The 25,325-nt window shown below is 63.7% G+C and carries 24 protein-coding genes; 12 read left to right on the forward strand and 12 right to left on the reverse strand.

Annotated features, from left to right (window positions below):
- Nucleotides 1–5: 5 nt before the first annotated feature.
- From LB577_RS16045 to LB577_RS16065, 5 genes are all read right to left on the reverse strand, one after another.
- On the reverse strand, nt 6–752 hold the full coding sequence (locus tag LB577_RS16045; protein ID WP_224687432.1) for a sugar phosphate isomerase/epimerase family protein: 747 nt from the start codon (nt 750–752) through the stop codon (nt 6–8).
- 49 nt (nt 753–801) lie between these two features.
- Entirely contained in the window at nt 802–1,899 is a 1,098-nt protein-coding gene (locus tag LB577_RS16050; protein WP_023764003.1) for an ABC transporter ATP-binding protein, read from the reverse strand.
- A 2-nt stretch (nt 1,900–1,901) separates the two neighbouring features.
- The gene (locus LB577_RS16055; RefSeq protein ID WP_224687468.1) at nt 1,902–2,795 is read right to left on the reverse strand and encodes a carbohydrate ABC transporter permease; all 894 of its coding nucleotides are present in this window, start codon (nt 2,793–2,795) and stop codon (nt 1,902–1,904) included.
- Between the two features lie 34 nt (nt 2,796–2,829).
- Nucleotides 2,830–3,723 carry a carbohydrate ABC transporter permease gene (locus LB577_RS16060; RefSeq protein WP_023764001.1) on the reverse strand — a complete coding sequence of 298 codons (894 nt, stop codon included), beginning with the start codon at nt 3,721–3,723 and terminating at the stop codon, nt 2,830–2,832.
- An 88-nt stretch (nt 3,724–3,811) separates the two neighbouring features.
- Nucleotides 3,812–5,050, reverse strand: coding sequence for an ABC transporter substrate-binding protein (locus LB577_RS16065; RefSeq protein WP_224687433.1), 1,239 nt, complete (start codon nt 5,048–5,050; stop codon nt 3,812–3,814).
- A gap of 403 nt (nt 5,051–5,453) precedes the next feature.
- Between LB577_RS16065 and LB577_RS16070 the strand changes: the two genes are divergently transcribed.
- Nucleotides 5,454–6,506, forward strand: a complete 1,053-nt coding sequence (locus tag LB577_RS16070) for a LacI family transcriptional regulator (RefSeq protein ID WP_224687434.1) — start codon at nt 5,454–5,456, stop codon at nt 6,504–6,506.
- On the opposite strand, the gene gndA is transcribed toward LB577_RS16070, so the two are convergent.
- The 6 genes from gndA to LB577_RS16100 all read right to left on the reverse strand — a co-directional run bounded on the left by gndA (nt 6,503) and on the right by LB577_RS16100 (nt 12,317).
- Nucleotides 6,503–7,930 carry an NADP-dependent phosphogluconate dehydrogenase gene (gene gndA / locus LB577_RS16075; RefSeq protein WP_224687435.1) on the reverse strand — a complete coding sequence of 476 codons (1,428 nt, stop codon included), beginning with the start codon at nt 7,928–7,930 and terminating at the stop codon, nt 6,503–6,505. The two genes, LB577_RS16070 and gndA, sit on opposite strands and share 4 nt — an antisense overlap.
- A gap of 127 nt (nt 7,931–8,057) precedes the next feature.
- A complete protein-coding gene (locus tag LB577_RS16080; RefSeq protein WP_224687436.1) occupies nt 8,058–9,695 on the reverse strand; it encodes a copper resistance CopC/CopD family protein in 1,638 nt (545 codons plus the stop codon).
- A 55-nt stretch (nt 9,696–9,750) separates the two neighbouring features.
- Complete coding sequence (locus tag LB577_RS16085) at nt 9,751–10,269, reverse strand: YcnI family protein (RefSeq protein ID WP_224687437.1); 519 nt, start codon at nt 10,267–10,269, stop codon at nt 9,751–9,753.
- A 37-nt stretch (nt 10,270–10,306) separates the two neighbouring features.
- Complete coding sequence (locus tag LB577_RS16090) at nt 10,307–10,843, reverse strand: copper chaperone PCu(A)C (RefSeq protein WP_140571163.1); 537 nt, start codon at nt 10,841–10,843, stop codon at nt 10,307–10,309.
- A 97-nt stretch (nt 10,844–10,940) separates the two neighbouring features.
- The gene (locus LB577_RS16095; protein WP_140571165.1) at nt 10,941–11,297 is read right to left on the reverse strand and encodes a DUF2946 family protein; all 357 of its coding nucleotides are present in this window, start codon (nt 11,295–11,297) and stop codon (nt 10,941–10,943) included.
- Nucleotides 11,298–11,417: 120 nt separating this feature from the next.
- Nucleotides 11,418–12,317, reverse strand: coding sequence for a GntR family transcriptional regulator (locus LB577_RS16100; RefSeq protein WP_023779223.1), 900 nt, complete (start codon nt 12,315–12,317; stop codon nt 11,418–11,420).
- A gap of 252 nt (nt 12,318–12,569) precedes the next feature.
- Between LB577_RS16100 and LB577_RS16105 the strand changes: the two genes are divergently transcribed.
- The 6 genes from LB577_RS16105 to LB577_RS16130 all read left to right on the forward strand — a co-directional run bounded on the left by LB577_RS16105 (nt 12,570) and on the right by LB577_RS16130 (nt 20,300).
- Nucleotides 12,570–14,075, forward strand: coding sequence for a UxaA family hydrolase (locus LB577_RS16105; RefSeq protein WP_224687438.1), 1,506 nt, complete (start codon nt 12,570–12,572; stop codon nt 14,073–14,075).
- A 62-nt stretch (nt 14,076–14,137) separates the two neighbouring features.
- Nucleotides 14,138–15,136: an aldo/keto reductase gene (locus tag LB577_RS16110; RefSeq protein WP_224687439.1), complete on the forward strand. Its 999-nt coding sequence runs from the start codon at nt 14,138–14,140 to the stop codon at nt 15,134–15,136.
- 343 nt (nt 15,137–15,479) lie between these two features.
- Entirely contained in the window at nt 15,480–16,472 is a 993-nt protein-coding gene (locus tag LB577_RS16115; protein WP_013892937.1) for an ABC transporter substrate-binding protein, read from the forward strand.
- A gap of 192 nt (nt 16,473–16,664) precedes the next feature.
- Nucleotides 16,665–18,218: a sugar ABC transporter ATP-binding protein gene (locus tag LB577_RS16120; protein ID WP_013892936.1), complete on the forward strand. Its 1,554-nt coding sequence runs from the start codon at nt 16,665–16,667 to the stop codon at nt 18,216–18,218.
- Nucleotides 18,215–19,183, forward strand: coding sequence for an ABC transporter permease (locus LB577_RS16125; protein ID WP_013892935.1), 969 nt, complete (start codon nt 18,215–18,217; stop codon nt 19,181–19,183). Before LB577_RS16120 ends, LB577_RS16125 begins: the two co-directional genes overlap by 4 nt.
- Before the next feature lie 73 nt (nt 19,184–19,256).
- Nucleotides 19,257–20,300: a zinc-binding alcohol dehydrogenase family protein gene (locus LB577_RS16130; RefSeq protein WP_023779220.1), complete on the forward strand. Its 1,044-nt coding sequence runs from the start codon at nt 19,257–19,259 to the stop codon at nt 20,298–20,300.
- Nucleotides 20,301–20,464: 164 nt separating this feature from the next.
- Here the strand turns inward: LB577_RS16130 and phnF are convergent, their stop codons facing one another.
- Nucleotides 20,465–21,214, reverse strand: coding sequence for a phosphonate metabolism transcriptional regulator PhnF (phnF, locus tag LB577_RS16135; protein ID WP_224687440.1), 750 nt, complete (start codon nt 21,212–21,214; stop codon nt 20,465–20,467).
- 138 nt (nt 21,215–21,352) lie between these two features.
- Here phnF and phnG point away from each other — a divergent pair, with 138 nt between their 5' ends.
- Genes phnG through phnK form a run of 5 tightly spaced genes read left to right on the forward strand, consistent with a single transcriptional unit; the run spans nt 21,353 to nt 25,220 of the window.
- Nucleotides 21,353–21,814 (forward strand): phosphonate C-P lyase system protein PhnG, encoded by a 462-nt coding sequence (phnG, locus tag LB577_RS16140; protein WP_023763987.1) that lies wholly within the window; start codon nt 21,353–21,355, stop codon nt 21,812–21,814.
- The gene (gene phnH / locus LB577_RS16145) at nt 21,814–22,425 is read left to right on the forward strand and encodes a phosphonate C-P lyase system protein PhnH (RefSeq protein WP_224687441.1); all 612 of its coding nucleotides are present in this window, start codon (nt 21,814–21,816) and stop codon (nt 22,423–22,425) included. Before phnG ends, phnH begins: the two co-directional genes overlap by 1 nt.
- A gap of 1 nt (nt 22,426) precedes the next feature.
- Nucleotides 22,427–23,539, forward strand: coding sequence for a carbon-phosphorus lyase complex subunit PhnI (locus tag LB577_RS16150; protein WP_224687442.1), 1,113 nt, complete (start codon nt 22,427–22,429; stop codon nt 23,537–23,539).
- A complete protein-coding gene (locus tag LB577_RS16155) occupies nt 23,536–24,447 on the forward strand; it encodes an alpha-D-ribose 1-methylphosphonate 5-phosphate C-P-lyase PhnJ (protein WP_023763984.1) in 912 nt (303 codons plus the stop codon). The genes LB577_RS16150 and LB577_RS16155 overlap by 4 nt, the downstream gene beginning before the upstream one ends.
- Nucleotides 24,444–25,220, forward strand: coding sequence for a phosphonate C-P lyase system protein PhnK (phnK, locus tag LB577_RS16160; RefSeq protein WP_027060275.1), 777 nt, complete (start codon nt 24,444–24,446; stop codon nt 25,218–25,220). The genes LB577_RS16155 and phnK overlap by 4 nt, the downstream gene beginning before the upstream one ends.
- Nucleotides 25,221–25,325: the final 105 nt, after the last annotated feature.

Genomic DNA, 25,325 nt, shown 5'->3' on the forward strand with positions numbered 1-25,325 from the left:
TGTTCCTAATAGGTCTTGACGGTTGCGATCGAGCGACGGGCGAAGCGCTCGACGTCGTTGGGATTGTCCTGTTCCATGACGAAGTATTTTGCCTCGCTCTTGGTCCGCAGCACCCTGATGAGACCAGCCCAGTCGATCGTGCCGTGGCCGACATCCGACCAGCCATCCTCGTCCAGCCCCTCGCCCGGCTTGGCGATGTCCTTCACATGCACGGCGACGATGCGCTTGCCGTGCTTTTCGATCCAGGGCAACGGATCGGCGCCGCCGCGCACCACCCAGGCGAGGTCCATCTCCCAGCCGACATCAGGGGCGGAAGACAGGATGTGATCCTGCGGCACCGAGCCGTCGGCCAGTGCCTTGAACTCGAAATCATGGTTGTGCCAGGCAAAGCCGTAGCCGGCCTTCGACGCCACCTCGCCGACCTTGGCTAGGCGCTCGCCGAAGCCGCGCCAGCCGGCGCTGTCGGACGGCCTGTCCTCGGCCAGCAGATAGGGGCAGATCAAGAGCTTGATGCCGAGCGCATCGGCGATCTTGCGCACGCCGCCGAAGTCGTTCTCCAGAGCATCGATGGAAAAATGCCCGGTCGGCATGGCAAGTCCGTTCTTGTCGAGTTCGGCACGGAAGGCTTTGGGATCGTCATAGACACCGCCAAAGCCTTCGACCTGTGTGTAGCCGAGCTTGCCGAGTGTCTCGAGCACGCCTTCCCAGGGCTGGAAATTGCGGGCGCTGTAAAGTTGGAATGACCAGTTCATCGTCTTTGTCCGTTTTGCTTGTTTTGCTTTGGGGATGGTTATTCGGGCGTTAGATGCGGCTGCCGGTTTCGGCGTTGAATAGCGAGGCTCGCATCGGGTCGAAGCCCACCGTCACCGCCTCGTCGTTCTTGGGCGTGCGTTCCGAGGTGACCCGGACGCTGAATTTCTGCTCGGCAAGCTTCAGCCACACCAGCGTGTCGGAGCCCATCGGTTCGACCACCTCGACATTGGCCGCTGTCGAGAACGGCCAGCCCGTGCCGCTGTTGAGGCTGACATGCTCAGGCCTGATGCCGAACACGGCTGGGCCGGCTTCCGGTTGCCCGTCGAACTGATAGGTGCCGAGTGGAATATTGAGATCTTCGGCCACAAAGAACCAGCCATCACCGCGCTTCTCCAGCCGCCCTTCGACGAAGTTCATTGCCGGCGAACCGAGGAAACCCGCCACGAAGCGATTGACCGGGCGGTTGTAGATGGTCTGCGGCGCATCGAGCTGCTGGATAACACCGCCCTTCATCACCGCGATCCGGTCGGCCAGGGTCATTGCCTCGATCTGGTCGTGGGTGACGTAGATCATGGTGTTCTGCAGCCTGCGATGCAAAAGCTTGATCTCGACGCGCAGTTCCGAGCGCAGTTTGGCATCGAGATTGGACAGCGGCTCGTCGAACAGGAAGACGTCGACATCGCGCACCAGCGCCCGCCCGATCGCCACCCGCTGGCGTTGGCCGCCGGAAAGCGCCGAGGGCTTGCGCTGCAGCAGCGGTTCGATCTGCAGGATCTCGGCGGCGCGCGCGATGCGTTTGGCGATCTCGCCCCTGGGCAGGCCCGCGACACGCAGGCCGAAGGACAGGTTCTTCTCCACCGTCATTTGCGGATAGAGCGCGTAGGACTGGAACACCATGCCGATGCCACGGTCCTTGGGCTCTTCCCAGGTGACGTTCTTGCCCTTGATGAAGATGCGGCCCTTCGAGATGTCGAGCAGCCCGGCAATGCAGTTGAGCAAGGTCGACTTGCCGCATCCGGAGGGGCCCAGCAGCACGATGAACTCGCCATCGGCGATATCGAGATTGAGCGTCTGCAGAACCGACACCGCGCCGTAGTTCAGCGACAGGTTCTGGATCGATACGCTGGGATTTTCAATTTCTGCCATCATCATCCTTTCACCGCGCCGGCGGCAATGCCACGCACGAAAAGCCTGCCGGAAATGAAGTAGATGACGAGCGGGACCAGCCCGGTCAGGATCGTAGCCGCCATATTGACGTTGTATTCCTTCACGCCTTGCACCGAGTTGACGATATTGTTGAGCTGCACCGTCATCGGATAGGTGTCGGGGCGGGTGTAGACGACGCCGAACAGGAAGTCGTTCCAGATGCCGGTCACCTGCAGGATGACGGCGACGACGAAGATCGGCAGCGACATCGGCACCATGATGCGCAGGTAGATGCCCCAGAATCCGGCACCATCGACACGCGCCGCCCGGAACAGTTCCTCAGGCATGGAGGTGAAATAGTTTCGGAACAGAAGCGTCAGGATCGGCATGCCGAAAATGGAATGGACGATGACCAGGCCGCTGAGGCTGCCATAGAGCCCGATCTCGCGCAGGATGATGACGATCGGATAGATCATCACCTGATAGGGAATGAACGCACCGACGATGAGGATGATGAAGAACGTGTCGGCGCCCTTGAAGCGCCAGTTGGCCAGCGCATAGCCGTTTACGGAGGCTATCGCGATCGACAGGATCACCGAGGGCACGGTGATGCGAACCGAGTTCCAGAAGCCGCGCGAAAGCCCGTCGCAATTGAGCCCGGTGCAAGCCGTCGACCACGCCTTGACCCATGGCTCGAAGGTGATCTCGAGCGGCGGCGAGAAGATGTTGCCGAGGCGGATTTCCGGCATGCCCTTGAGCGAGGTGACGATCATCACATAGAGCGGCAAGAGGTAGTAGAGCGCCACCAGGATGAGCGTGCCATAGAGGAAGATGTTGCGGCGCGAGAACATGTGACGCGGCTTCGGTCCATTGGGTTCCGAGGCATCGGCTCGAATGGCGCCGGACGGTGCGGACGGGGAAACGGCATGATCAGACACGCTTCCTGCCTCCGAATTCGAGATAGGCCCACGGCACGATGACGATCATCACCGAGAGCAGCATCATGGTCGAGGCGGCAAAACCCTGGCCGAGATTCTGGGCGAAGAACATGTAGTCGTAGACATACTTTGCCGGCACTTCCGACGCGATGCCAGGCCCGCCGCTGGTCTGGGCGACGACCAGGTCGTAGACCTTGACGATGCCCGATGCGATGATGACGAGGGTGGTGATGAAGACCGGCCGCATCATCGGGATGATGATGAACAGATAGGTCTTCCACATCGGTATCCCGTCGACCCGCGCCGCCTTCCAGATGTCCTCGTCGATGCCGCGCAGGCCGGCCAGCATCAGGCACATGATCAGCCCGGTGCCTTGCCACAGCGCGGCGATCGATATGCCGTAGATGACGATGCTGGAATTGTAGAGCGGATCGAAATTGAAGCTTGTCCAGCCAAGGCCTCGTATCACGCCCTGGATACCGAAATCCGGATTGAGCAGCCATTGCCATACAAGACCGGTGACGATGAAGGAGAGCGCGAAGGGATAGAGGAAGATCGTGCGGAACGTGTCCTCGAAACGGATCTTCTGGTCGAGCAGAGCGGCCAGAATGAAGCCGATCACCAGCGAGAACACCAGCGAGATCACGCCATAGATCAGAAGATTCTCGATCGAAATCAGCCAGCGCGGAGTCGCCCACAACCGGTGATACTGGTCGAGGCCGACGAAATTCAGCCGCGGCAACAGCTTCGAATTGGTGAAGGAATAGAGCACCGTCCACGCCGTGCCGCCAACGAACACCACCAGCGCGGTGAGGATCATCGGGATCGAGGCGATCTTCGCATTCAAGTTGCGAAACAGTCGAATGGGGCGTTCGCTCTTGCTCATCGGTACAGCCATGCTGGATCGGGTAAGGGCGGCGGGCTCCCGGCCTGGTCTTGCACCAGGCCGGGAGGAAGGGAATTTGCCTGCGATATCAGTCCGCCGTCGCGATGATATCGGCGAAGCGCTTCTGTGCCTCTTCGAGCGTCATCTCGGGCTTGGCGAAGAACTCGGAGAACAGGTCCTCCTTCTGCTTCTGGCTGTCCTGCGAAAGCAGCTGATCCGTCCACGGCATGACGGCGCCCTTGGCGAGGATGGCGAGGCCCTTCTTCATGCAGTCGTTGGCTGCGTTGAGGTCGACGTCGCCACGTACCGGCAGGGAGCCCTTCTTGAGGTTGAAAGCGACCTGGGTCTTGGGATCGAGCAATGTCTCGGCCAGCACTTCCTGCGCCTTGGACTTGTCGGCATCCTTGAGCAGCGGGAAATAGAAGGCATCGCCACCGGGGGCGATGACCTCGTTCAGGCCGAGGCCGGGAAGGCAGGTATAGTCCTTGCCGGCGGTCTTGCCGGCCACCTGGAATTCACCTTGCGCCCAGTCGCCCATGATCTGGCCGCCGGCCTTGCCGGTGATGACCATGTTGGTGGCCTGGTTCCAGTCCTGCACATTGGTATTCTTGGCCATCTTGCGCGCATCATCGGCCGCCTTGAACACCTTGGCGACCTCGGGACCGGCGGCGAACTTGGCGTCCTTGTCCTTGTAGACCTTGAGGAAGGTGTCGGTGCCGCCGACCGCGGCAAGCAACACGTCGAAAGCGCCGGACGACTGCCAGGCCTGCCCGCCGACCGCGAGCGGCACGATGCCTGCCTTCTCCAGCGCCGGGGCGGCGGCGACGTATTCATTCCAGTTCTTCGGCACCGGCACGCCGGCCTTCTCGAACGCGGCGTTCGACAGCCACAGCCACTGCCAGGAGTGGATGTTGACCGGCACGCAATAGATCTTGCCGTCGATGGTGCAGCTGTCGAGCAGGCTCTTCGGCCGCACGACCTCGGTCCATTTGCCCTTGGTGGCGACATCGGTGAGGTCGCGCATCAGGCCGGCCTGCACCAACTCTTCCGCTTGCCGGCCGTGATTGAACTGGGTGGCGCCCATCGGATCGCCGCCGGTGATGCGGCTGATCATGATCGGCCGCGCCGTGCCGCCGGAGCCGGCAATGGCGCCATCGACCCAATGGTTGCCGGTGGCGTCGAAAGCCTTGGCGAGTTCCGCGACCGCCGCCGCCTCGCCGCCGGAGGTCCACCAATGAGTGACTTCCAGGTCCGTCGCGGCGGCTTGGCCGGCGAACTGCAGAGCGGCCGTTGCCGCCAGCGCGGCGGTCAAAAGTTTGTATCGCATTTCGGTTCCTCCCAGAATCTGAAACGTTACAGATTTTCGATACGGCAATTGCGCGGATGGCGCAACCCCTTGAGCAAACGGGCTCCGACATTTTTTCGAGCCATGAACAAATTCTATCGAAAACCCGTGTCGATGTGCACCGCAGCATAGATCGCTGCGACGCAAAAACACCAAACAGTGCATTAAAGCCGGCAAAAATCCGTGATCAAGGCATTTTCCTCTTGAATCCCAAGGGGTTTCGCAAAAGGCGCCATCACCTCTCGGACACGCTCGGCGTGGCGACATTGGCAATCTGTAACGTTTCAGTATATTGAGCCAATTCTGGCTGGAGCGCATATCGTATCGCAATGACGGCGATTGCCGACCCAGCCTGCGGCTGCTATGCGCCTGACGGGCGGGACGAATGGACAGACGGCGTACGGACAAGAATGACGAGGCGTCGGCGCAAGGGCGGCCGACGTTGAAGACGCTTGCCTTCATGACCGGGCTCGGCGTCACCACCGTCTCGCGCGCCTTGAAGGATGCTCCGGAGATCGGCGCCGAGACCAGGCGCCGCGTCCAGTTAATCGCCAAGCAGATCGGCTACCGGCCGAACCGCGCCGGTGTGCGACTGCGCACCGGCAAGACCAATGTCATCAGCCTCGTGCTCAACACCGAGCAGGAGATCATGAGTTTTGTCTCCGACATCATATACGGCGTCTCTGAGGTCATTGCCGACACGCCCTATCACCTGATCGTCACGCCTTATTCGCGCTCTCAGGATCCGCTCGACCCCATACGCTATCTGGTCGAGACCGGTTCCGCCGACGGCGTCATCATTTCACGCACGCAGCCGAACGACGCCAGGGCGCGCTACATGCTGGAACACGGCATTCCCTTTGCCACGCATGGACGCACCGAGATGGGGCTGGTTCATCCCTATCATGATTTCGACAACTACGCCTTCGCGGTGGAAGCCGTGCGGCGCCTGGCCGGCATTGGCCGCCGCAGGCTCGCTTTGCTTGCGCCTCCGGTCGGGCTGACCTATCACAGCCACACCGTCAACGGCTTTGCCGACGCACTGAGCGAGGTCGGTGCCAGCGAGATCCCGTTCAGCACCGTGTCGATCGATCAGTCGATCGAGCAGATCAGGACGAGGACCGCGCAGTTGATGCGCCGCGACGTCAGGCCGGACGGCTTCGTCAGCAGCGCCGCCGCCGCGACGCTCGCGCTCGTCGCCGGCATCGAGGATGCCGGCCTCAAGCTCGGTCGTGACGTCGACATCGTCTCCAAGCAGTCGTCGGACCTTTTGCATTTGTTCCGGCCGGAACTGCTGATCGTCAACGAGAACTTCCGGCTGGCGGGCTCCGAGCTCGCCCGCTCCGTGCTCGGCTGGATCGGCGGCGCCGCGCCCGGCACGCTGCAGTCGCTCAGCGTGCCGGGTGAAGTCCTGGCCTACAGACGTTCGGGCGACTAACCCGCCGCGCCGCTGCCCCACGGGCCGTGGAACGCGCCCTGTTCGCCGATGCGTTCGAAGCCGTGCGCGCCGAAGAAATCACGCTGCGCCTGGATCAGGTTGGAGGTGCCGCGGCCCTGGCGGTAGCTGTCGAAATAGGCAAGCGCCGAAGCCAGCGCTGGCACCGGCGAGCCGGCCTCGGAAGCCTTGGCCACGGCGCGCCGCAGCGACGGATGCGCCTCCTGCATCATGGTGATGAAGGCCGGCGCCATCAAAAGGTTGGTCGAAGCGCCGCCGCTGCCGAAAGCCTCGGCCATCGTATCCAGCATCTGCGAGCGGATGATGCAGCCGGCCCGCCATATCTCGGCGATGGTCGGCATCGGCAGGTTCCAGTTGAACTCCTTCGAGGCGCCGCTCATCACCGCGAAGCCTTGCGCGTAGGCGGATATCTTACCGGCGAACAGCGCCAGTTCGAGGTCTTTCAGCAGCGCATCCTTGTCGCCGGGAATCTTCGTCACGCCGATGTTGCCATAGGCCTTTTGCGCCGCCTGCCGCTCGTCCTTGATCGACGACAGAACGCGCGCCGCCACCGCGGCCTCGATCGCGGTCGCCGGAATGCCGAGCTGCTGCGCCTCGATGACCGACCATTTGCCGGTGCCCTTCTGGCCGGCGCGGTCGAGGATGATGTCGACCACCGGCTTGCCGGTCTTCGGATCGTCGGCGGCCAGCACCTTGGCGGTGATCTCGATCAGGTAGGAATTGAGCCGGCCCTTGTTCCAGGTTTCAAACACCGTGCCGATGTCCTTCGGCCCCATGCCCAGGCCGTCGCGCAGGATGCCGTAGATCTCGGCGATCATCTGCATGTCGGCATATTCGATGCCATTGTGGATGGTCTTGACGAAATGCCCGGCGCCGTCGGTGCCGAGCCAGGCGGCACACGGCTCGTTCTTGAACTTGGCGGAGATCGCCGTCAGCACCTTCTCGACACGCTTCCAGCTATCTTCGGTGCCACCGACCATGATAGACGGCCCGTGGCGCGCGCCCTCCTCGCCGCCCGACACACCCATGCCGATGAAGGTCAGGCCCGAGCCCGAAAGCTCGGAGAAGCGCCGCATCGTGTCACGGAAATTGGCGTTGCCCGCATCGATGACGATGTCGTTGGCCGACAGCACGCCACGCAGGGCTTCGATTTGTTCGTCGACCGGCTTGCCGGCCAGCACCATGATGATGATCGGGCGCGGCGGCCGGATCGCGGCGGCGAGCTCTTCCAGGCTGTAGCAGGGAACAACCATATCCCTGAGCGCGCCGGCATTCTCGACGAAAGCGTCGGTGCGCGCCTTTGTGCGATTGAAGACGGCGATGCGGTGCCCGTGCTCGGCGATGTTGAGCGCCAGGTTGGAGCCCATCGTACCAAGGCCGATCAGGCCGATTTCCGCTTTTTCCATCGTTTCTTCCCTGCCTTCGGATTTTGTTGAGACCGCGTTTTGCGAACGATGATTGACGGGCCTTGCGGGTCGCGTCAACCGCCTCGCCGAATTGTGTTGCGCCGAACTCCGGTCGGGGTGCTCGGCCCTACGGCCTGATATCCACCGGCGCCTCGATCTTCACCATGTCGAAATCCGAGACCAGGATGTCGAGGCGCACCGTCCAGCGGCCGGCAACCGGAATGACCAGGTTGTCGACACGCCAGCTGCCGTCGCCGGGCTTGGTCGCCGCTCGCTTCAGCGGCTCGATGCCGGAATCGGGTTTCGACAGGACCAGCGTCACTTCCTTGGCATCGAGCGGCCCGAAATCGCCGCTCATGATGATCATCGAGGCGGCAACCGGTCCGGCATGGCCGGGGGTGATGCTGAGATCGGCCATCGCCTGCAGCGCGTGGATGTGAACCGAGACCGGCTGCGCCGCCGCGATCGCGAGCGCCCTTGGCGGCGGCGTGAAGCGCCAGCCCGCAGCAACGCCGAAGATCGCCAGCACGATCAGAATTTCGACGCCGATCGAACGGGTGAGCCGGCGCTGCACCTCCGTCGATCCCGCCTCGGCCGAGGCGGTGAGCCTCCAACGGTTGACGGCGGCCAGCGTGAACAGAAAGACCAGCAGCGCGAGCTTGACCAGCAGCAGCCGACCATAGGCGGTGTCGACCAGCGCCACGGGCGTCTGCACCTGGATGACCGCCAGTGCGACGCCGGCCACGTCAAGCACCGCCACCACCGGCATGATCAGGCGCGAAAACCGCCGCAGGAAGGGTGCCGCATGTGCGGACGAACCCTTCAGCGCCAGGCCGAGCGGTACCAGGGCGCCGGCCCAGAAAGCAATGCCGATGCCGTGCAGGAACACCAGCGGCCGCGTCAGCCATTGCGGTTCGGCCGCACTGGCATGGCCGCTGGCGGCAAGCGCAACGCCGACACCGGCGAGGCCCGCAAGGGCGAATGGCCTGGCGACCACGCGCGGTCCGGCCAGCGAAAGCAGGCCAAGCCCAAGTGCGATCAGGGCGATCAGCACCGTCCAGCCGAAGCTGGTGCCAAGCCCGGTTCTCCAGATGACGGGCTGCGCCAGATGGGAGAGCGGCGCCCCGAGCGCATCGAGACCCTGAAAGCCCAGCGAAAGCGGCGCCGCCACCAGCCCACACAGGACCGCGGCCGTGACGAAGCGCTGACCGGCTCGTGCTTCACCGGCCAGCCAGGCAAGCGCGAAGGCTCCGCCAACACCGAGGAAAAGGCCCGTGTAGAGGAAGACCTTGCCGATCCAGATCGCCGACCGCAGCGGCCAGTCGACCGCTTCCGACACGACCGGCGGCTCGCTTGGCGCGCCAATCGAAAACAGCAGCGAGCCGCCGACCGGATGGCCGTCGGCGGAAATGACGCGCCAGCTCAGCACATGCGTGCCGGATTTGAGTGCCTGCGGATTGCCGATCTCGACAGTCTGGTCGCTGAGGCGGAAATCGGTCAACGGAACCGGCGTGCCGTCGGGCTTCACCAAGGTCAGCACCAGTGGCGAGACCGGCTCGCTGAAGGTCAGCGAGAACCGCGCCGGAACCTGCGCCAGCACGGCGCCATCGGCCGGATCGGTCTTGATCAGCGCTGCGTGGGCAAAAGCCTGATTTGTCGAGGCCATGACGATAAGCGCCATGACCACGGCGAGCAGCCCGCCGGCGGTCCAGCCGACGCGCTTGCCGGTCAGTGCGGTCCTTTGAAGTGGAAATATCGCGCTCATGCCACCGCCATCGAACCGGCGGCGCACTTTGCGGACGGAGTGCGCCGCCAGGGGATCATTTCTTCGGCAACAGCTTGATGCCGGGCGCCGGATTCTCCAGCGCGTCTTCATCCTGCCCCGCTGCCGGGATCTCGATCCAGCGGGCGGCGGCGCCGTTGCATTCCTGCACCACCGGAAAGTAGAGTTTCTGGCCGACGGGCAGATCCGCCGTCAGCGTCGCGCGGAAGACGAACTCGTCGTAGAATTCATCCGGCAGGCTGCCGCCGCTCCAGTCGACTTCCTTGACCCCATCGGTCACCGCCTGTCCGTAGAGCTGGTAGGACTTTTCGTATTTGCCCATCTTGGTCTGCAGCGTCCAGCCGGGCTTCGGCATCGGCTTCACCGCGATCACCCCTTCCGGAATCTGCACGCGCACGGCGGTCGTCGCCTTGCCCTCGCAACCATGCGGCACGCGCAGGACTGCCTTGTAGGTCGAGCCGACGGCCGCTTCCTGGGTTTCGAGCGTAATGTGCGCGAAGGCGGCATTCGTCCCCAGCGCCAGAAGTGCGCCGGCCGCCAAGAGATACTTGTTCATGATGGTCCCTCTGATCTCAAATTGTAGAACTGGCAGATCAATTGGCGTGGTCGTCCATGCCGCCGCCCATGCCCTCGACCGCGAACTCGACGCTGACGGCGCCGGCCTTCTCGAAAGTCAGCGTGGCGGAGAATTTTTCACCCTGCTTGGGTTGCCGCTTCAGGCCGATGAACATCAGGTGATAGCCGCCGGGCGCCAGCGCCACCTTGCCGCCGGCCGGAATCTCCAGGCCGCCGGCAACCGGCCGCATGGTCATGACACCATCCTTGACGCCCATTTCATGCAGCTCGGCTTTCTCAGAGACGTCGGAGGAAATCGACAGCAGCCGGTCTGGTGCGCTGCCCTTGTTGGTGATGGTGAAATAGCCGCCGGCCACCTTGGCACCGGCCGGCGTGGCGCGCGACCAGGGATGTCCGATCTCGAGGTCGCCGACCTTGAACTCGTGCGCCAGGACGGCTTGGGCGCCCAGGAGCACAAGCCCGAAGGCCAGTGCGGCAATGCCGAGTTTTTCCCGCAAGCGCGAGACGATGCGGCCGAAAATGATGTCCGCCGCGATGTGGAGGGAATGAGACATGGTTGCTCCATGAATTGACGATCGCGCCGTTGCCGGCCGCGAACAGTTTGATCTTTGGATGGGTGCGCCCGCGAAAGGTTCCACCGGGCAAACAAGCTCAGGCCGCCGGCGGCGGCGCGCGCGGGTTCGACGGCGAGCGCTCGCGCGCAAAGTCGAGATGGATGCTTGCCGGAAAGACGAAGGCGACCGCTTCGAAGGCCAGGCCTGCCAACCCCAGGCCGGTGTCGGGCGGCGGCGCATGAACGGACGAAAACATGCTGCAGCCAAGCGTGCAGCAGGCCGGCAAATGAGATGGGTGCTGGTCCTCGCCAGGGAGCTGGGTGGCGCCATCGTGGGTACAGATGACATTGCCGAAGGCATCGAGCTGCGCGGCGTTCGGCCCGATGCCGAAGGCGAATGCGCCGAGCGTCGACTGGAGCAGCAGCAGATAGGCCGCGACAAGCGCGACCGGCATGCTCCACCGTCTCCCCTTCTTGTTCAAACGACTTGCCTGTTCAAACCATCTGGAGAGATACCTATCACGCCCACAGAAGGTCGAAAATCGCCAAATCCAGACTGCGGCAACACGGCACGATCAGGATTTTTGCGGCCGGCTTTCGGGGATCGACGTCAGCAATGTCTGGCGCGCCGACTTCAGGTGCTTGCGGCAGGCGGCGTCGACCTTGCCGAGGTCGCGCGACTTGAGCGCCTCGATATACGCAAGATGCTCGCCGACCGCGACTTCATTGCGCTCGCGTTCCTGCGCCTTGTTCCATTGGTAGTGGTAGTGGAAGATCATGGCGATGACGTCGTAGAAATCGACGATGAAGCGGTTGTGCGAGGCACGATGGATGAGCCGGTGGAAGCGCTCGTCCAACTCGGAGAACTCGTTGAAGCGCGTCGCGATCTCGCTTGCCAGGAGACGATGCTCCCCGTCCAGTCGATCGAGATCGGCCCAGACCGGGCTGTCCTGCGGCAGCGCCGCGAAGGCGGCGGCCGAGCGCATTTCGAACATCTCGCGGATTTCGGTCAGTTCAAGTGCAAAGGCCCGTGTAAAGCCCTTCAGCACCCAATGGCTGTTGCGGCGCTTCTCGATCAGGCCGAAGCGGGAGAAGCGGATCAGGAACTCGCGCACGCTGGTGGTGCCGACGCCGATCTCGCGCGCCAGTTCGAGTTCGTTGATCTGCATGCCGGCCTCGGCGCCGCTGGCGAGCAGCCGCCGCATGAAGGACCGCTCGATGATCTCGGCCAGCGTGTCGGTCTCTTCCTCGGGGAAGAAATCATCGGGACGCGGATCGCGCAGCACCGTCTTGGCACGCTTGTTCCAGGCGATCAGCCCGGTTTCTTCCATGCGCGTCAGGATGCTGCGCACGGTCGTGCGGCTGACGCCGAGCAGCGCGCCCAGCTCAGGCTCCGACGGCAGGCTGCGCGTCTCGTCGAGCAGCCGGAGACACCTGTTGTAGGCATCCTTGTAGACGTTATTGCTCTTCGACATCCCCTGACCCAATCATGCCGGCGCTTGCGGCTGCCGGCTTGAAGCGCAATATGACGTTCACATGACCCTGAGAAGCGGAATCGCTTTCGCCAAGGACTCGCTCAACGGTTGCAGCACCACTCATCCAAGGCATGCAGAGCCGCCGCGAAAAAACAATTGACGCAAAACTGTTTTTTCCCGATAAAAGACATTAACTCTTAACAGGCGCGTGTCAATCCGCCCGCGCATCCCAGGATCACCCAGGAAACGCTCGTGAACGCCTCAAACACCATTCTTCTGTCCCCCGCCGACAATGTCGCGGTTGCCAATGGCCGCATCGAGATGGGCGCCGTGCTGCCAGGCGGCGCGCTTGCCAGCTCCGTCATCGAACCCGGCCACAAGGTCGCGATCAAGCCCATTCCCGCCGGTTCCGCGGTGGTCAAATATGCCCAGGCGATCGGCCGCGCCACGCAGGATATCGCGCCGGGCGAGCATGTCCATTCGCACAATCTGGTTTTCGAAGCCGGCCGCTTGCCGGTGGTGCCGCCGAGCGAGGCCGAACACGCGACCGAAGCCGATCGCGCCCGCACCTTCATGGGCTATCGGCGCGCCGACGGCCGTGCCGGCACGCGCAACTTCATCGGCATCATCGCCAGCGTCAATTGCTCGGCCACCGTCTGCCATTCCATCGCCGACACCGCCAACCGCACCTTGCTGCCGAAATATCCCGGCATCGACGGCTTCGTGCCCATCGTCCACGGCCAGGGCTGCGGCATGAGCGGCACCGGCGATGGCATGATGGTGCTGCACCGCACGCTTGCCGGCTATGCCCGCCATCCCAATTTCGGCGGCGTGCTGATGGTCGGCCTCGGCTGCGAGGTCAACCAGCTCACCCTCTACGGCCAGAAGGGTGCGGCCGCGGGAAAGCGCCATTTCAACATCCAGGACGCCGGCGGGTCGCGCAAATCGGTCGAAAAGGCGATGGGCGTGCTGGCCGAAATCGCCGAGGAAGTCGGCCAGTTGAAGCGCGAGCCGATCCCGGTCAGCGAGATCGTCGTCGGCCTGCAATGCGGCGGCTCCGACGGCATGTCGGGCATCACCGCCAATCCGGCACTGGGTGCTGCCGTCGACATATTGGCCGGCGTCGGCGGTATCGGCATCCTGTCCGAGACCACGGAAATCTATGGCGCAGAGCATCTGCTCGCCTATCGCGCCGCGACGCCGGAGATCGCCAAGAAACTCGACGGCTATGTGAAGTGGTGGGAAGACCACGTCGCCAAGCATGGCGCCTCGATCGACAACAACCCCTCGCCCGGCAACAAGCGCGGCGGCCTCACCACCATCCTGGAAAAGTCGCTGGGCGCGGTCGCCAAGGGCGGCCAGACGTCGCTCAACGGTGTCTTCGGCTATGCCGAGAAAGTCACCGGCAACGGACTGGTGTTCATGGACACGCCCGGTTACGACCCGGTCTCGGCCACCGGGCAGGTTGCGGGTGGCGCCAATGTCATCGTCTTTACCACTGGCCGCGGTTCCTGCTTCGGCTGCCGGCCGACACCATCGATCAAGGTCGCCACCAACTCGACCATGTATCACCAGATGGAAGAGGACATGGACGTCAATTGCGGCGTCATCGCTTCGGGAGAAAAGACCATCGCCGGCATGGGCCGCGAAATCTTCGAACTGATCGTCGAGACGGCTTCGGGCCGCAAGACCAAGAGCGAGGATTTTGGCTATGGCGACAACGAATTCGTGCCCTGGCATCTCGGCGCGACGCTCTAACGTCGACTGAATATCTGCTAGACTTGCCGGCCGGATGAGGGCCGGCAACGGGGAGGTTGTGCATGGAAAAACGCCGCATCGGCCAGACAGCGCTGGAGGTCACCGAGGTCAGCTTCGGCGGCGCCGCGATCGGCGGCCTTTACCGCGCCTGTTCGCGCGAGGCGGCGATGGAGACGATGCAAGGCGCCTGGGAGGCGGGCTTGCGCTATTTCGACACCGCGCCCTTCTATGGTTTCGGCCTGTCGGAACGGCGCTTCGGCGATTTCCTGCGCTATAAGCCGCGCGATTCCTACGTGCTGTCCACCAAGGTCGGCCGCCTGTTCCGCCCGGTGCCCGAGGACCAGGTTCCGGACCATTCCTATGTCGATCCGCTGCCCTTCGCGCTCGACTACGACTATTCCTATGACGGCATCATGCGGTCGGTCGACTTCAGCTATGCCCGGCTTGGCCTGAACAAGATCGACATCCTCTTTGTGCATGACATCGGCACCTACACGCACGGCGTCGAGAAGACCAAACTGCACTTTCGCCAGTTGATGGACGGTGGCCTCAAGGCGCTCGAGGAGCTGAAGCGGTCGGGTACGATTTCTGCCTACGGGCTCGGCGTCAACGAGGTCCAGATCTGCCTCGACGTGATGCGCCGGGCGCCGCTCGACTGCATCCTGCTCGCCAGCCGCTATTCGCTGCTCGATCGCAGCGCGGAAGCCGAACTGCTGCCCTTGTGCCGGGCGCAGCAGACATCCCTTGTCATCGGCGGCGTGTTCAACTCCGGCATATTGGCGACCGGGCCCGTACAAGGCGCGCATTTCGACTACCGGCCCGCCAACCGCGATATGCTCGACCGTGTCGACGCCATGGAGAAGATTGCCGGCGAAGGCGGCTACCCGCTGGCCGCCGCCGCATTCCAGTTTCCTCTGCACGAGCCAGCGGTCGCTACCGTGCTGACCGGCACCGCCAAGCTGGCGAACCTGACACGAAACCTCGAACTGCTCGACATCGACGTGCCGGGGACGGAATACGCCAAATATCGTCCCTACACGGTGGTCCAGGATCTGACGTGAAGCCGGTATCCGCACCGTTATGCCGTCAATGGCAGGCCCGGCTTCACAAATTCGCGACCTCGTAGGAAGAATGAATATTCCATATTGACTGATACATGGAATTAATATTCCATGTGTTTCCAGAATGGAACGGGAGCTTCTGGCTGCATTTGGGAGGAGCGGCGTATGCGCGTATGAATGTGTCTTCGCCCGAGATCGGGGGGGCGAAACACCGCTTGCATCCGCCGGATCGATGCACTATCAAAACAGCGTAAATGTTTTTTATTGATAAAGTTCTGTTTGGGCCACGCCTATCCGAACGGAGCTTCCGTAACGTTCACCGGGCGACTTTAGGGAGGATCCTATGAAATTCGTGACCAGCATTCTCAACCGCCGCGCCGTCATGGCGCTGGCCGCGGCGTCCATGCTCGCCGGCGTCATGCATTCGGCGCCGGTTTCGGCGGCGGACGTGACCATTCCGATCATCGTCAAGGACACCACGTCGTTCTACTGGCAGATCGTGCTTGCCGGCGCCCGCAAGGCCGGCAAGGATCTCGGCGTCAACGTGCCGGAACTCGGCGCCCAGGCTGAAACCGACGTCAACGGCCAGATCTCGATCCTCGAGAACGCCGTGGCCGGCAGCCCGGCCGCCGTCGTCATCGCGCCGACCGAAGCCAAGGCGCTCGGCAAGCCGATCGACGAGGCGGCGAGCAAGGTCAAGATCATCGGCATCGACTCCAGCGCCGACTCCAAGGCCTTCACCTCGTTCTTGACCACCGACAACGTCCAGGGCGGCCGCGTCGCAGCGGACGGTCTTGCGGCGGCCATCGGCGCGGCCAATGGCGGCAAGGTCGAAGGCAAGGTTGCCTTGATCACCGCACTGCCCGGCGCCGGCTCGCTCGAGCAGCGCGCCCAGGGCTTCAAGGAACAGCTCAAGGCCAAGTACCCCGGCCTTGAACTGGTCGCCGACAAATATGCCGACGGCCAGGCCACGACCGGCCTCAACATCGCGACCGACCTGATCACCGCCAATCCGGACCTGAAGGGCATCTTCGCGTCCAACCTGATCATGGCGCAGGGCGTCGGCCAGGCGATCGCCGAGAACAACCTTGCCGGCAAGGTCGGGCTGATCGGCTTCGACAGCGACGAGAAGCTGATCAAGTTCTTGAATGACGGCGTCATTTCCGGCCTCGTTGTCCAGGATCCGTACCGGATGGGCTATGACGGCATCAAGACCGCGCTTGCCGCCTCGAAGGGCGAAAAGGTCGAGGCCAATGTCGACACCGGCGCCAACCTCGTCACCAAGGCCAACATGAAGGATCCCAAGATCGACGCGCTGCTCAATCCGAAGCTCTAGCATCGGTACAGCCGCACAGTTTCCGGGGCCTGGTGCCCCGGAAACGACAGTCATATCGCTTGGAAATCCGTCAGCCTGGGCTAGGCTGCCTCAGCGGGCGTTCAAGAGCCTCGCGGCGTGCCAAATCGTGAGGCCGGTCTGGGAAGCCAGTCTCGGAGGCCCATTTGGGAGGCCCATTTTGGGAGGATTGTCATGACATCGACGGCGCAAGACCTGCACCCTGCTCCCGTTCTGGAGCCCGGCAGGACGATCCTGGAACTACAGGGGCTGGAGAAGAAATATCCTGGCACCCATGCGCTGAAGCCGGTGACCCTCGCCTTCAAGGCGGGTGAGATCCACGCCATCGTCGGCGAGAACGGTGCCGGCAAATCCACCCTGATCAAGCTTCTGACCGGCGTCATGCCGCGCACCTCGGGTGAGGTCATCTGGGAAGGCAAACCGGCCGCACTCGCGACCCCGCATGAGGCGATGGCGCTCGGCATCAATGCCGTCCACCAGGAAGTCGTGCTCTGCCGCCATCTGACCGTCGCCGCCAACATGTTCCTCGGCGAGGAGAATTCGCGCTTCGGCATCCTGCAGCAGCGCGCCATGGTCAAGGAAGCACAGAAGATCATCGACGATCTCGGCTTCGACCTGCCGGCGCATGTCGTGCTCGGAGACCTCACCATCGGCCAGCAGCAACTGATCGCCGCCGCCCGCGCCACCGTGCGCGGCACCAAATTCCTCATCTTCGACGAGCCGACCGCCTACCTGACCCGCAAGGAGGCCGACCAGCTCTTCACCCTGATCCGCAGGCTGAAATCCGAAGGCGTGACGATCATCTACATCAGCCACCGCATGGAGGAAGTGTTCGAACTCGCCGATCGCGTCTCCGTGCTGCGCGATGGCACGCTGGTCGGCACCAGGAACATCGCCGAGACCAACGACGCCGAACTGGTCAAGCTGATGATCAACCGCTCGATCGAGCAGATCTACCATAAGGAGCATTTCACCCCGGGTGCCGCGATCGTCGAAGCACGCAACCTGTCCGGCAAGGGGTTTGAAAATATCTCGATGACGGTCCGCGCCGGCGAGATCGTCGGACTCTACGGCCTGATCGGCGCCGGCCGCAGCGAATTCGTCACCACCCTATACGGCCGCCATCGCAAATCGGCCGGTCATATCCTGTGGGAAGGCAAGGACGTTCTGGTCAATTCCGAGCACGACGCGATCAGGCTCGGCATGGCGCTGGCGCCTGAAAGCCGCCGCGACCAGGGCCTCTGTCTCAATCTGCCGGTCGGCTTCAATCTCAACCTGCCGATCTACAAGCGCATCTCGAACAATCTGCTGATCTCCGGCGTGCAGGAAAAAACCCAGGCCGACCGCCAGATCGCCGATCTCAGGATCAAGACACCGACGCGCAATGCACTGGCCTCCAGCCTGTCGGGCGGCAACCAGCAGAAGATCGTCATCGGCAAATGGCTGGCGCATGGCGCCAAGCTGTTCATCTTCGACGAGCCGACGGTCGGCGTCGATGTCGGCACCAAGGCCGAGATCTATCGCCTGTTCAGCGCGCTCTTGTCGAAGGGTGCCGGCATTATCCTGATCTCCTCCTATCTGCCGGAAGTCTATGAGCTTGCCGACACGCTGCATGTGTTCCGCCGCGGCAAATTGGTGGCGACACACGGGTTCCGCACCGCCGATCACGAGGAAATTCTCACTCAGGCGCTCGCCGAGAAACAAGAAAAGCTGGGAGGACAGATATGAGCACCGAGGCGATTCCTGCTGAAAAACCGAAGCGCAACTACAACGCCTTATTCGGACTGACACTGCTGGCGCTGCTGGTGCTGCTGTGGGTCATCCTGTCGCTATCGACATCGAGCTTCGCCTCGGCGAACAACATCTCCAACCTCTTGCGCCAGGGCTCGATGATCGCCATCCTGGCTGTCGGCCAGACCTTCGTCATCATCACCGGAGGCATCGACCTCTCTGTCGGCGCCGTCGTCGGCTTCGCCACCGTCATTGCGGCGATGCTGATCAATGCCGGAATACCAGTGTTCCTCGCCATTCTGATCACGCTGCTGGTGGGCGTCGCCATCGGCCTGTTCCATGGTTTTGGCATCGTCAAGATGGGGCTGCCGCCCTTCATCATCACGCTGGCTACGCTGACATCCTTGCGCGGCATCGGCCTTCTGATGACCAACGGCAACTCGATCTCGATCAACAACGATGCCTTCCAGGTATTCTCGCGCAACTCCTTCCTCGGCGTCCCCAATCTGTTCTGGATGGTCATCCTGGTCGGCATCCCGGCCTATGTCTTCCTGCATCACAGCCGCTGGGGCCGCTATCTCTTCTCGGTCGGCTCCAACGCCGAAGCCTCGCGCCTGTCGGGCGTCAACGTCCAGCGCACCATCTATATGGCCTACACGCTGTCGGGTCTGTGCGCTGCCTTCGTCGGCGTGCTGTTGGCCTCGCGCATCGGCATCGGCAATCCGACCCAGGCCGAGGGCTGGGAGCTGCAGGCGATCGCGTCCTCGGTGATCGGCGGCACCTCGCTGTTCGGCGCGGTCGGCTCGGTGCATGGCCCGCTGCTAGGCGCCTTCATTCTCGCCACCATCAACAACGGCGCAAACCTGTTGAACGTCAACGCCTTCTGGCAACGCATCATCACCGGCGTTCTGATCATCGTCATCGTCTATTTCGACGGCCTGCGCCGCCGCGGTGGCAAATGACCCGCCACTGAAATTGGTCGCCGGCGCGCATCAAAGATGGGCCGGCGACTTCATGACCGACTGGATTGAAAGCATGAAAGCCGTCGTCTGCCGCTCGCCCGGCGAGCTTGTCCTGGAAGATCGCCCGGCGCCAGGAGCACCCCCAGCCGGCTGGGCGCTGGTCGCGGTCAGCCATGTCGGCATCTGCGGCACCGATTATCACATCTTCGAAGGCAAGCACCCGTTCCTCGCCTATCCCCGCATCATGGGCCACGAAGTGTCGGGAACGATCGTCGAGGCCGGCGAAGGCGTCGACTTGGCCCTTGGCGAGCCGGTCGTCATCAATCCCTATCTGTCCTGCGGCAAATGCATCGCCTGCCGGCACGGCAAGCCGAATTGCTGCGTCAGGATCGAGGTGCTCGGCGTCCATCGCGACGGCGCCATGTGCGAAAACATTCTTGTCCCGGCTCAAAATCTCTACCCGGCGAACGGCCTGTCGTTGGCGGATGCCGCCGCCGTCGAATTCCTGGCCATCGGCGCGCATGCCGTGCGGCGCTCACGCGCCGATCCCGGCGCCCGCACGCTGGTCATCGGCGCCGGCCCGATCGGCCTCGGCACCGCCATCTTCGCCCGCATCGCAGGGCTCGACGTGACGCTGCTCGACATGAGCGGCGAGAGACTTGCCTTCGCCGCAACCGAACTCGGCTTCAAGACCCTCGACGGCTCGCGCGGCGCAGTGCCCGATCTGGTCAGGGACGCGACATCAGGCGAAGGTTTCGACGTGGTCTTCGACGCCACCGGCAACACCCGGTCGGTGCAGTCGGCCTTCGCCCATGTCGCCCATGGCGGCACATTGGTGCTGGTCAGCGTCGTCAAGGACGACATCGTCTTTTCCGACCCCGAATTCCACAAGCGCGAGATGACGCTGGTCGGCAGCCGCAATGCCTTGCGCGCTGACTTCGACCATGTCGCTGCGTCGATCCGCAACGGTGCGGTGCCGCTGGCCAAGCTCGTGACCCACCGCACATCGCTCGACGATACGCCGCGCGATCTCGCCCGCTGGGCGCATGAGAAATCCGGCCTGATCAAGGCCGTGATCGAGGTGGGTCATAACATGGCAGAGCCCGGCCCGAATTGACGACGCTCCGCGCAACGTCGACCCCCACTCCGTCTCGGCTTCGCCGAGACGGAGTGGGGGAAGGCGGCCCTCAAATGCGCCGCCGCTGACAAGTGAACGCGACCGAGCTGGGCTGTTATCAGCGTGAGCCAGATGATCACGGTCTCGTATAACGCCGGCACTTCCTACAGCGCCGACAGTTTAAGCTCCACCCGCTCGGCCGAGAAACGCGTCTCGGAAAACTGGATCGGCTGGCCGTCAGGCGTGACGTTGACGGCGGCCGTGACCAGCACTATGGCACCCGGCTGCAGGCCGAGATCGGCAAGGTCGCCCGCATCGGCGTGGCGCGCCGACAGCACGGTCGATTGCCGGAGATAATCGTCGATGCCGAAATGCATCAGCGACGCGGTGATCGAGCCGGTCTGCGCCATGGCCTTGTCGATGCCGGCAAAGCGCCTGGCATCGAACCAGCTGGCCGCGCGCGACACCGGCCGGCCATCCGCTTCGCCGCGCGTCTCCAGCCTTATCACCTCGGCGCCCCTGGCCAGGCCAAGACCCTCGGCGACGCGCTGGTTGGCCGGCTCGACCGAGGAAGCCAGCAGCACGGTGTGCCGCTCCGACGTCTGCCCTTGCAGGCCTGTCGAGAAGCGGGTGCGCGCGCCGATCGGATAGGACAGCCGCTTGCGCGACAGCACGAAGGTGCCGCGCCCCTGCTCGGCCCGCAGCACCCCTTCCTGGACGAGGGCTGATATGGCGCTGCGCACTGTGTGGCGGTTGACGCCATAGCGCTCGGCCAGCGCCACCTCCGGCGGTAGAGCCGTATTCTCGGCGAAATCGCCGATGGCGATCGCGTGCAGGATCTTGTCGGCGATCTGCCGCCACAGCGAAACGCCGCTGCGCCGCTCGATGCCGTCAGCCGCCATCTGCCCAATCATGACTTGCCCCACCCAGCTTCTGTCGCCCCAGCCTTCATGACTTGTCACGCACCCGTCATGGACTCGCGTTAGGTAATATGTATAATTTGTATAGTTGTCTATATCAATAGACAAATTTAGCAAAGAGGAATGCTGCTGATGCGAGGACAAGAAGCCCGCGACCAGGCGGGGCGCAAAGCCGCCATGGCAACGCTGGCGCAATCCAGCGGTGATGACATCGTCCGGCTCTGGAACGAGGCCGGGCTGCCTTCGGAGGCTGAATTGCTGCGTGGCCCCGAGACCGGGCTGGTGACGTTGCGCGGCCGCATCGGCGGTGGCGGCGCGCCCTTCAATGTCGGTGAGGCAACGGTCACCCGTGCCACCGTCCGCCTGCCGTCGGGACAGGTTGGCCATTGCTACGCTCTTGGCCGCGACAAGCAAAAGGCCAAGCTGGCGGCAATAGCCGACGCGCTGTGGCAGGACCCTGCCCGCCGCGCCGAGGTCGAGACCCGGCTGATTGCGCCTCTGCAATCCGCCTTGGCCACCGCCCAGGAGAAACGCCGCGCCGAGACGGCGGCAACAAAGGTGGACTTCTTCACCATGGTTCGCGGAGAAGATTGATGGAGATCGCAGCGCAATCGATCGAAGGCGGTTTCGCCGATCCGGTCTTCAACGCCCAAGCGGTGTTCCGGGCGATCATGGACGCCATGGCGCGGCCGGGCAGCGTGCAGCCCTTGCCGGTCCTGGCCCGCCCGCCGGCACCGCTCTCGGCAACAGCCGGCGCCATCGCGCTGGCGCTCTGCGACAACGACACGCCGCTCTGGCTCGACCCCGCCTTGCACGCCTCCGCCGCGATCGGCTCCTGGCTCGGCTTCCACACCGGCGCACCGCTGGCCAACACGCCAGCCGATGCGCATTTCGCCTTCATCGCCACGCCCGCCGAGATGATGGCGATCGACGGCTTTTCGCAGGGAACGCAGGACTATCCCGACCGCTCGACCACCCTGATCCTGCAGGTAGCCGATCTTGCTTCAGGCGCCCCGCTGTTGCTTGAGGGCCCCGGCATCGAAACCAGCGCGACGATCGCACCGGCGCAGATGCCGCGCCATTTTGTCGAGCAGTGGAAGCAAAACAATCAGCGCTTTCCGCGCGGCGTCGACATCATCCTCGCCACGTCGGAAGGCGTGGCCTGCCTGCCGCGCACGACGCGCATCAAGACGATGGAGGCCTAGGATGTATGTCGCGGTAAAAGGCGGCGAGGCCGCAATTGCCAATGCCCACAGCCTGCTTGCCGATCGCCGGCGCGGCGACCGTTCGGTGCCCGCGCTTCGCCTAGAACAGATCGTCGAGCAGTTGGCGCTCGGCGTCGACCGGGTGATGAGCGAGGGTTCGCTCTACGACCGCGAACTCGCCGCGCTCGCCATCGTCCAGGCGCGCGGCGACATGATCGAGGCGATCTTCCTGGTGCGCGCCTATCGCACCACACTGCCGCGCTTCGGCTACTCGAAGCCGATCGACACCGGGGCCATGCGGGTCGAGCGGCGCGTGTCGGCGACCTACAAGGATCTGCCAGGCGGCCAGCTGCTCGGACCGACCTTCGACTATACCCACCGGCTGCTCGACCCGGACCTTGCCGCCGGCACTGATGTCGCGGAGCCGCTGCAGCGCGAGACGGAGGCGCAGGCGATGCCGCGCGTCTCGGCGATCCTCGCCCGCGAAGGGCTGATCGAGCCGGATGGCGAGATGCCGCAGGATCATGTTCCCGGCGACATCACCCGTGAGCCGCTGGAATTCCCGATGGCGCGCGACATCCGCTTGCAGGCACTGTCCCGCGGCGACGAGGGTTTCCTGCTGGCGCTCGGCTATTCCACCCAGCGCGGCTATGCCCGCAACCACCCCTTTGTCGGCGAAATCCGCATCGGCGAGGTCGAGCTGGAGCTCGATGTGCCCGAACTGCCTTTCGCGGTGCCGCTCGGCAGCGTGCGCGTCACCGAATGCCAGATGGTCAACCAGTTCAAGGGCTCGGCCAAGGCTCCGCCGCAATTCACCCGCGGCTACGGTCTGGTCTTCGGCCAGAGCGAGCGCAAGGCGATGGCGATGGCGCTCTGCGACCGCGCGCTGCGCGCCTCGGAACTGGGCGAGGACGTCGTTGCCGCCGCCCAGGACGAGGAGTTCGTCATTTCGCATTCAGACAATGTCCAGGCGACCGGCTTCGTCGAGCATCTGAAGCTGCCGCACTATGTCGACTTCCAGGCCGAACTCGACCTCGTGCGCCGTATGCGCGCCGAGTATGAGGCACGCGAAAATCCGATGACGAAGGACGAGAAGAAGAAGGCGGCGGAATGACGACGCAATCGACCGACATCGCCACCTACAACTTCGCCTATCTCGACGAGCAGACCAAAAGGATGATCCGCCGGGCGATCCTCAAGGGCATCGCCATCCCCGGCTACCAGGTGCCCTTCGCCTCGCGCGAAATGCCGATGCCTTATGGCTGGGGCACCGGCGGCGTCCAGGTCACCGCCTCGATCATCGGCCCCGACGATGTGCTGAAGGTCATCGACCAGGGCGCCGACGACACCACCAACGCGGTCTCCATCCGCGCCTTCTTCAAGAAGGTCGCCAATGTCGCCGTCACGACCGATACCGCCAGCGCCACCATCATCCAGACCCGCCACCGCATCCCCGAGCATCCACTGACGGCGGGCCAGGTGCTGGTCTATCAGGTGCCGATCCCCGAACCGCTGCGCTTCCTCGAACCGCGCGAGACTGAAACGCGCAAGATGCATGCGCTGGAGGAATACGGGCTCATGCATGTGAAGCTCTACGAGGACATCGCCAAGCACGGCCGCATCGCCACTACCTATGCCTATCCGGTCAAGGTCGAGGGCCGCTATGTGATGGACCCCTCGCCGACGCCAAAATTCGACAATCCCAAGATGCACCGCTCGCCGGCGCTGCAACTGTTCGGCGCCGGCCGCGAGAAGCGCATCTACGCGGTGCCGCCGTTCACCGAGGTCGTCAGCCTGGACTTCGAGGATCATCCGTTCGAAGTCCAGACCTTCGACCAGCCCTGCGCGCTGTGCGCGGCCGAGAATGTCTATCTCGACGAGGTCATTCTCGACGACCATGGCGGCCACATGTTCGTCTGCTCCGACACCGATTATTGCGAGAAGCGGCGGGCCGACGGCCATCGCGGCCACCTTGCTCCGGAAACCCATTCCGTCTCGGAAAAAATGGAGCCAGCGCAATGACCGACGAACCACTGCTGCGCGTCTCGGCGCTCTCCAAATTCTACGGCTCACGCGTCGGCTGCGACAATGTTTCGTTCGAACTCTGGCCGGGCGAGGTCCTGGCTGTGGTCGGCGAATCCGGCTCCGGCAAGACGACGCTGCTCAACTGCCTGTCGACGCGGCTGCTGCCCTCGTCCGGCACCGCCAGCTACCGCATGCGCGACGGCCAGTTCCGCGAGCTCTACCGCATGAGCGAGGCCGAGCGCCGCTTCCTGATGCGCACCGACTGGGGCTTCGTCCATCAGAACCCGGCCGACGGCCTGCGCATGACGGTGTCTGCCGGCGCCAATGTCGGCGAACGATTGATGGCGGTCGGCGACCGCCACTATGGCAAGATCCGCGCCACCGCCGTCGACTGGCTGTCGCGCGTCGAGATCGAGCAAGACCGCATCGACGACGAGCCGCGCGCTTTCTCCGGCGGCATGCGCCAGCGCCTGCAGATCGCCCGCAATCTCGTCACCGGACCACGGCTGGTGTTCATGGACGAGCCAACTGGTGGCCTCGATGTTTCGGTCCAGGCCCGCCTGCTCGACCTCCTGCGCGGGCTGGTCACCGATCTTGGTCTCGCGGCCATCGTCGTCACCCACGACCTCGCCGTGGCGCGCCTCCTGTCGCAGCGCATGATGGTGATGAAGGACGGCCGCGTCGTCGAAAGCGGCCTCACCGACCGCGTGCTCGACGATCCGCGCGCGCCCTACACCCAGTTGCTCGTTTCCTCGATTTTGCAGGTGTGACGATGGCGCCAAGGCACCCCCCTCTGGCCTGCCGGCCATCTCCCCCTCAAGGGGGGAGATTGGCTGTCACTTCCGTTTTCGCCAATTTTCGACGTCGGAGAATGT

It is taken from the genome of Mesorhizobium sp. B283B1A, from assembly GCF_020165735.1.
Classification (GTDB): Bacteria; Pseudomonadota; Alphaproteobacteria; order Rhizobiales; family Rhizobiaceae; genus Mesorhizobium; species Mesorhizobium opportunistum.

Bases quoted from the DNA above. Each gene is read 5' to 3' on its own strand.
- LB577_RS16150 (WP_224687442.1), top strand. From the start codon at position 22,427: ATGTATGTCGCGGTAAAAGGCGGCGAGGCCGCAATTGCCAATGCCCAC.
- LB577_RS16130 (WP_023779220.1), top strand. From the start codon at position 19,257: ATGAAAGCCGTCGTCTGCCGCTCGCCCGGCGAGCTTGTCCTGGAAGAT.
- LB577_RS16090 (WP_140571163.1), bottom strand. From the start codon at position 10,843: ATGTCTCATTCCCTCCACATCGCGGCGGACATCATTTTCGGCCGCATC.
- LB577_RS16125 (WP_013892935.1), top strand. From the start codon at position 18,215: ATGAGCACCGAGGCGATTCCTGCTGAAAAACCGAAGCGCAACTACAAC.
- phnH (WP_224687441.1), top strand. From the start codon at position 21,814: ATGGAGATCGCAGCGCAATCGATCGAAGGCGGTTTCGCCGATCCGGTC.
- gndA (WP_224687435.1), bottom strand. From the start codon at position 7,930: ATGGAAAAAGCGGAAATCGGCCTGATCGGCCTTGGTACGATGGGCTCC.
- LB577_RS16065 (WP_224687433.1), bottom strand. From the start codon at position 5,050: ATGCGATACAAACTTTTGACCGCCGCGCTGGCGGCAACGGCCGCTCTG.
- phnK (WP_027060275.1), top strand. From the start codon at position 24,444: ATGACCGACGAACCACTGCTGCGCGTCTCGGCGCTCTCCAAATTCTAC.
- LB577_RS16060 (WP_023764001.1), bottom strand. From the start codon at position 3,723: ATGAGCAAGAGCGAACGCCCCATTCGACTGTTTCGCAACTTGAATGCG.
- LB577_RS16120 (WP_013892936.1), top strand. From the start codon at position 16,665: ATGACATCGACGGCGCAAGACCTGCACCCTGCTCCCGTTCTGGAGCCC.
- LB577_RS16095 (WP_140571165.1), bottom strand. From the start codon at position 11,297: ATGCCGGTCGCGCTTGTCGCGGCCTATCTGCTGCTGCTCCAGTCGACG.
- phnG (WP_023763987.1), top strand. From the start codon at position 21,353: ATGCGAGGACAAGAAGCCCGCGACCAGGCGGGGCGCAAAGCCGCCATG.
- LB577_RS16045 (WP_224687432.1), bottom strand. From the start codon at position 752: ATGAACTGGTCATTCCAACTTTACAGCGCCCGCAATTTCCAGCCCTGG.
- LB577_RS16085 (WP_224687437.1), bottom strand. From the start codon at position 10,269: ATGAACAAGTATCTCTTGGCGGCCGGCGCACTTCTGGCGCTGGGGACG.
- LB577_RS16155 (WP_023763984.1), top strand. From the start codon at position 23,536: ATGACGACGCAATCGACCGACATCGCCACCTACAACTTCGCCTATCTC.
- LB577_RS16070 (WP_224687434.1), top strand. From the start codon at position 5,454: ATGGACAGACGGCGTACGGACAAGAATGACGAGGCGTCGGCGCAAGGG.
- LB577_RS16110 (WP_224687439.1), top strand. From the start codon at position 14,138: ATGGAAAAACGCCGCATCGGCCAGACAGCGCTGGAGGTCACCGAGGTC.
- phnF (WP_224687440.1), bottom strand. From the start codon at position 21,214: ATGATTGGGCAGATGGCGGCTGACGGCATCGAGCGGCGCAGCGGCGTT.
- LB577_RS16100 (WP_023779223.1), bottom strand. From the start codon at position 12,317: ATGTCGAAGAGCAATAACGTCTACAAGGATGCCTACAACAGGTGTCTC.
- LB577_RS16115 (WP_013892937.1), top strand. From the start codon at position 15,480: ATGAAATTCGTGACCAGCATTCTCAACCGCCGCGCCGTCATGGCGCTG.
- LB577_RS16050 (WP_023764003.1), bottom strand. From the start codon at position 1,899: ATGGCAGAAATTGAAAATCCCAGCGTATCGATCCAGAACCTGTCGCTG.
- LB577_RS16080 (WP_224687436.1), bottom strand. From the start codon at position 9,695: ATGAGCGCGATATTTCCACTTCAAAGGACCGCACTGACCGGCAAGCGC.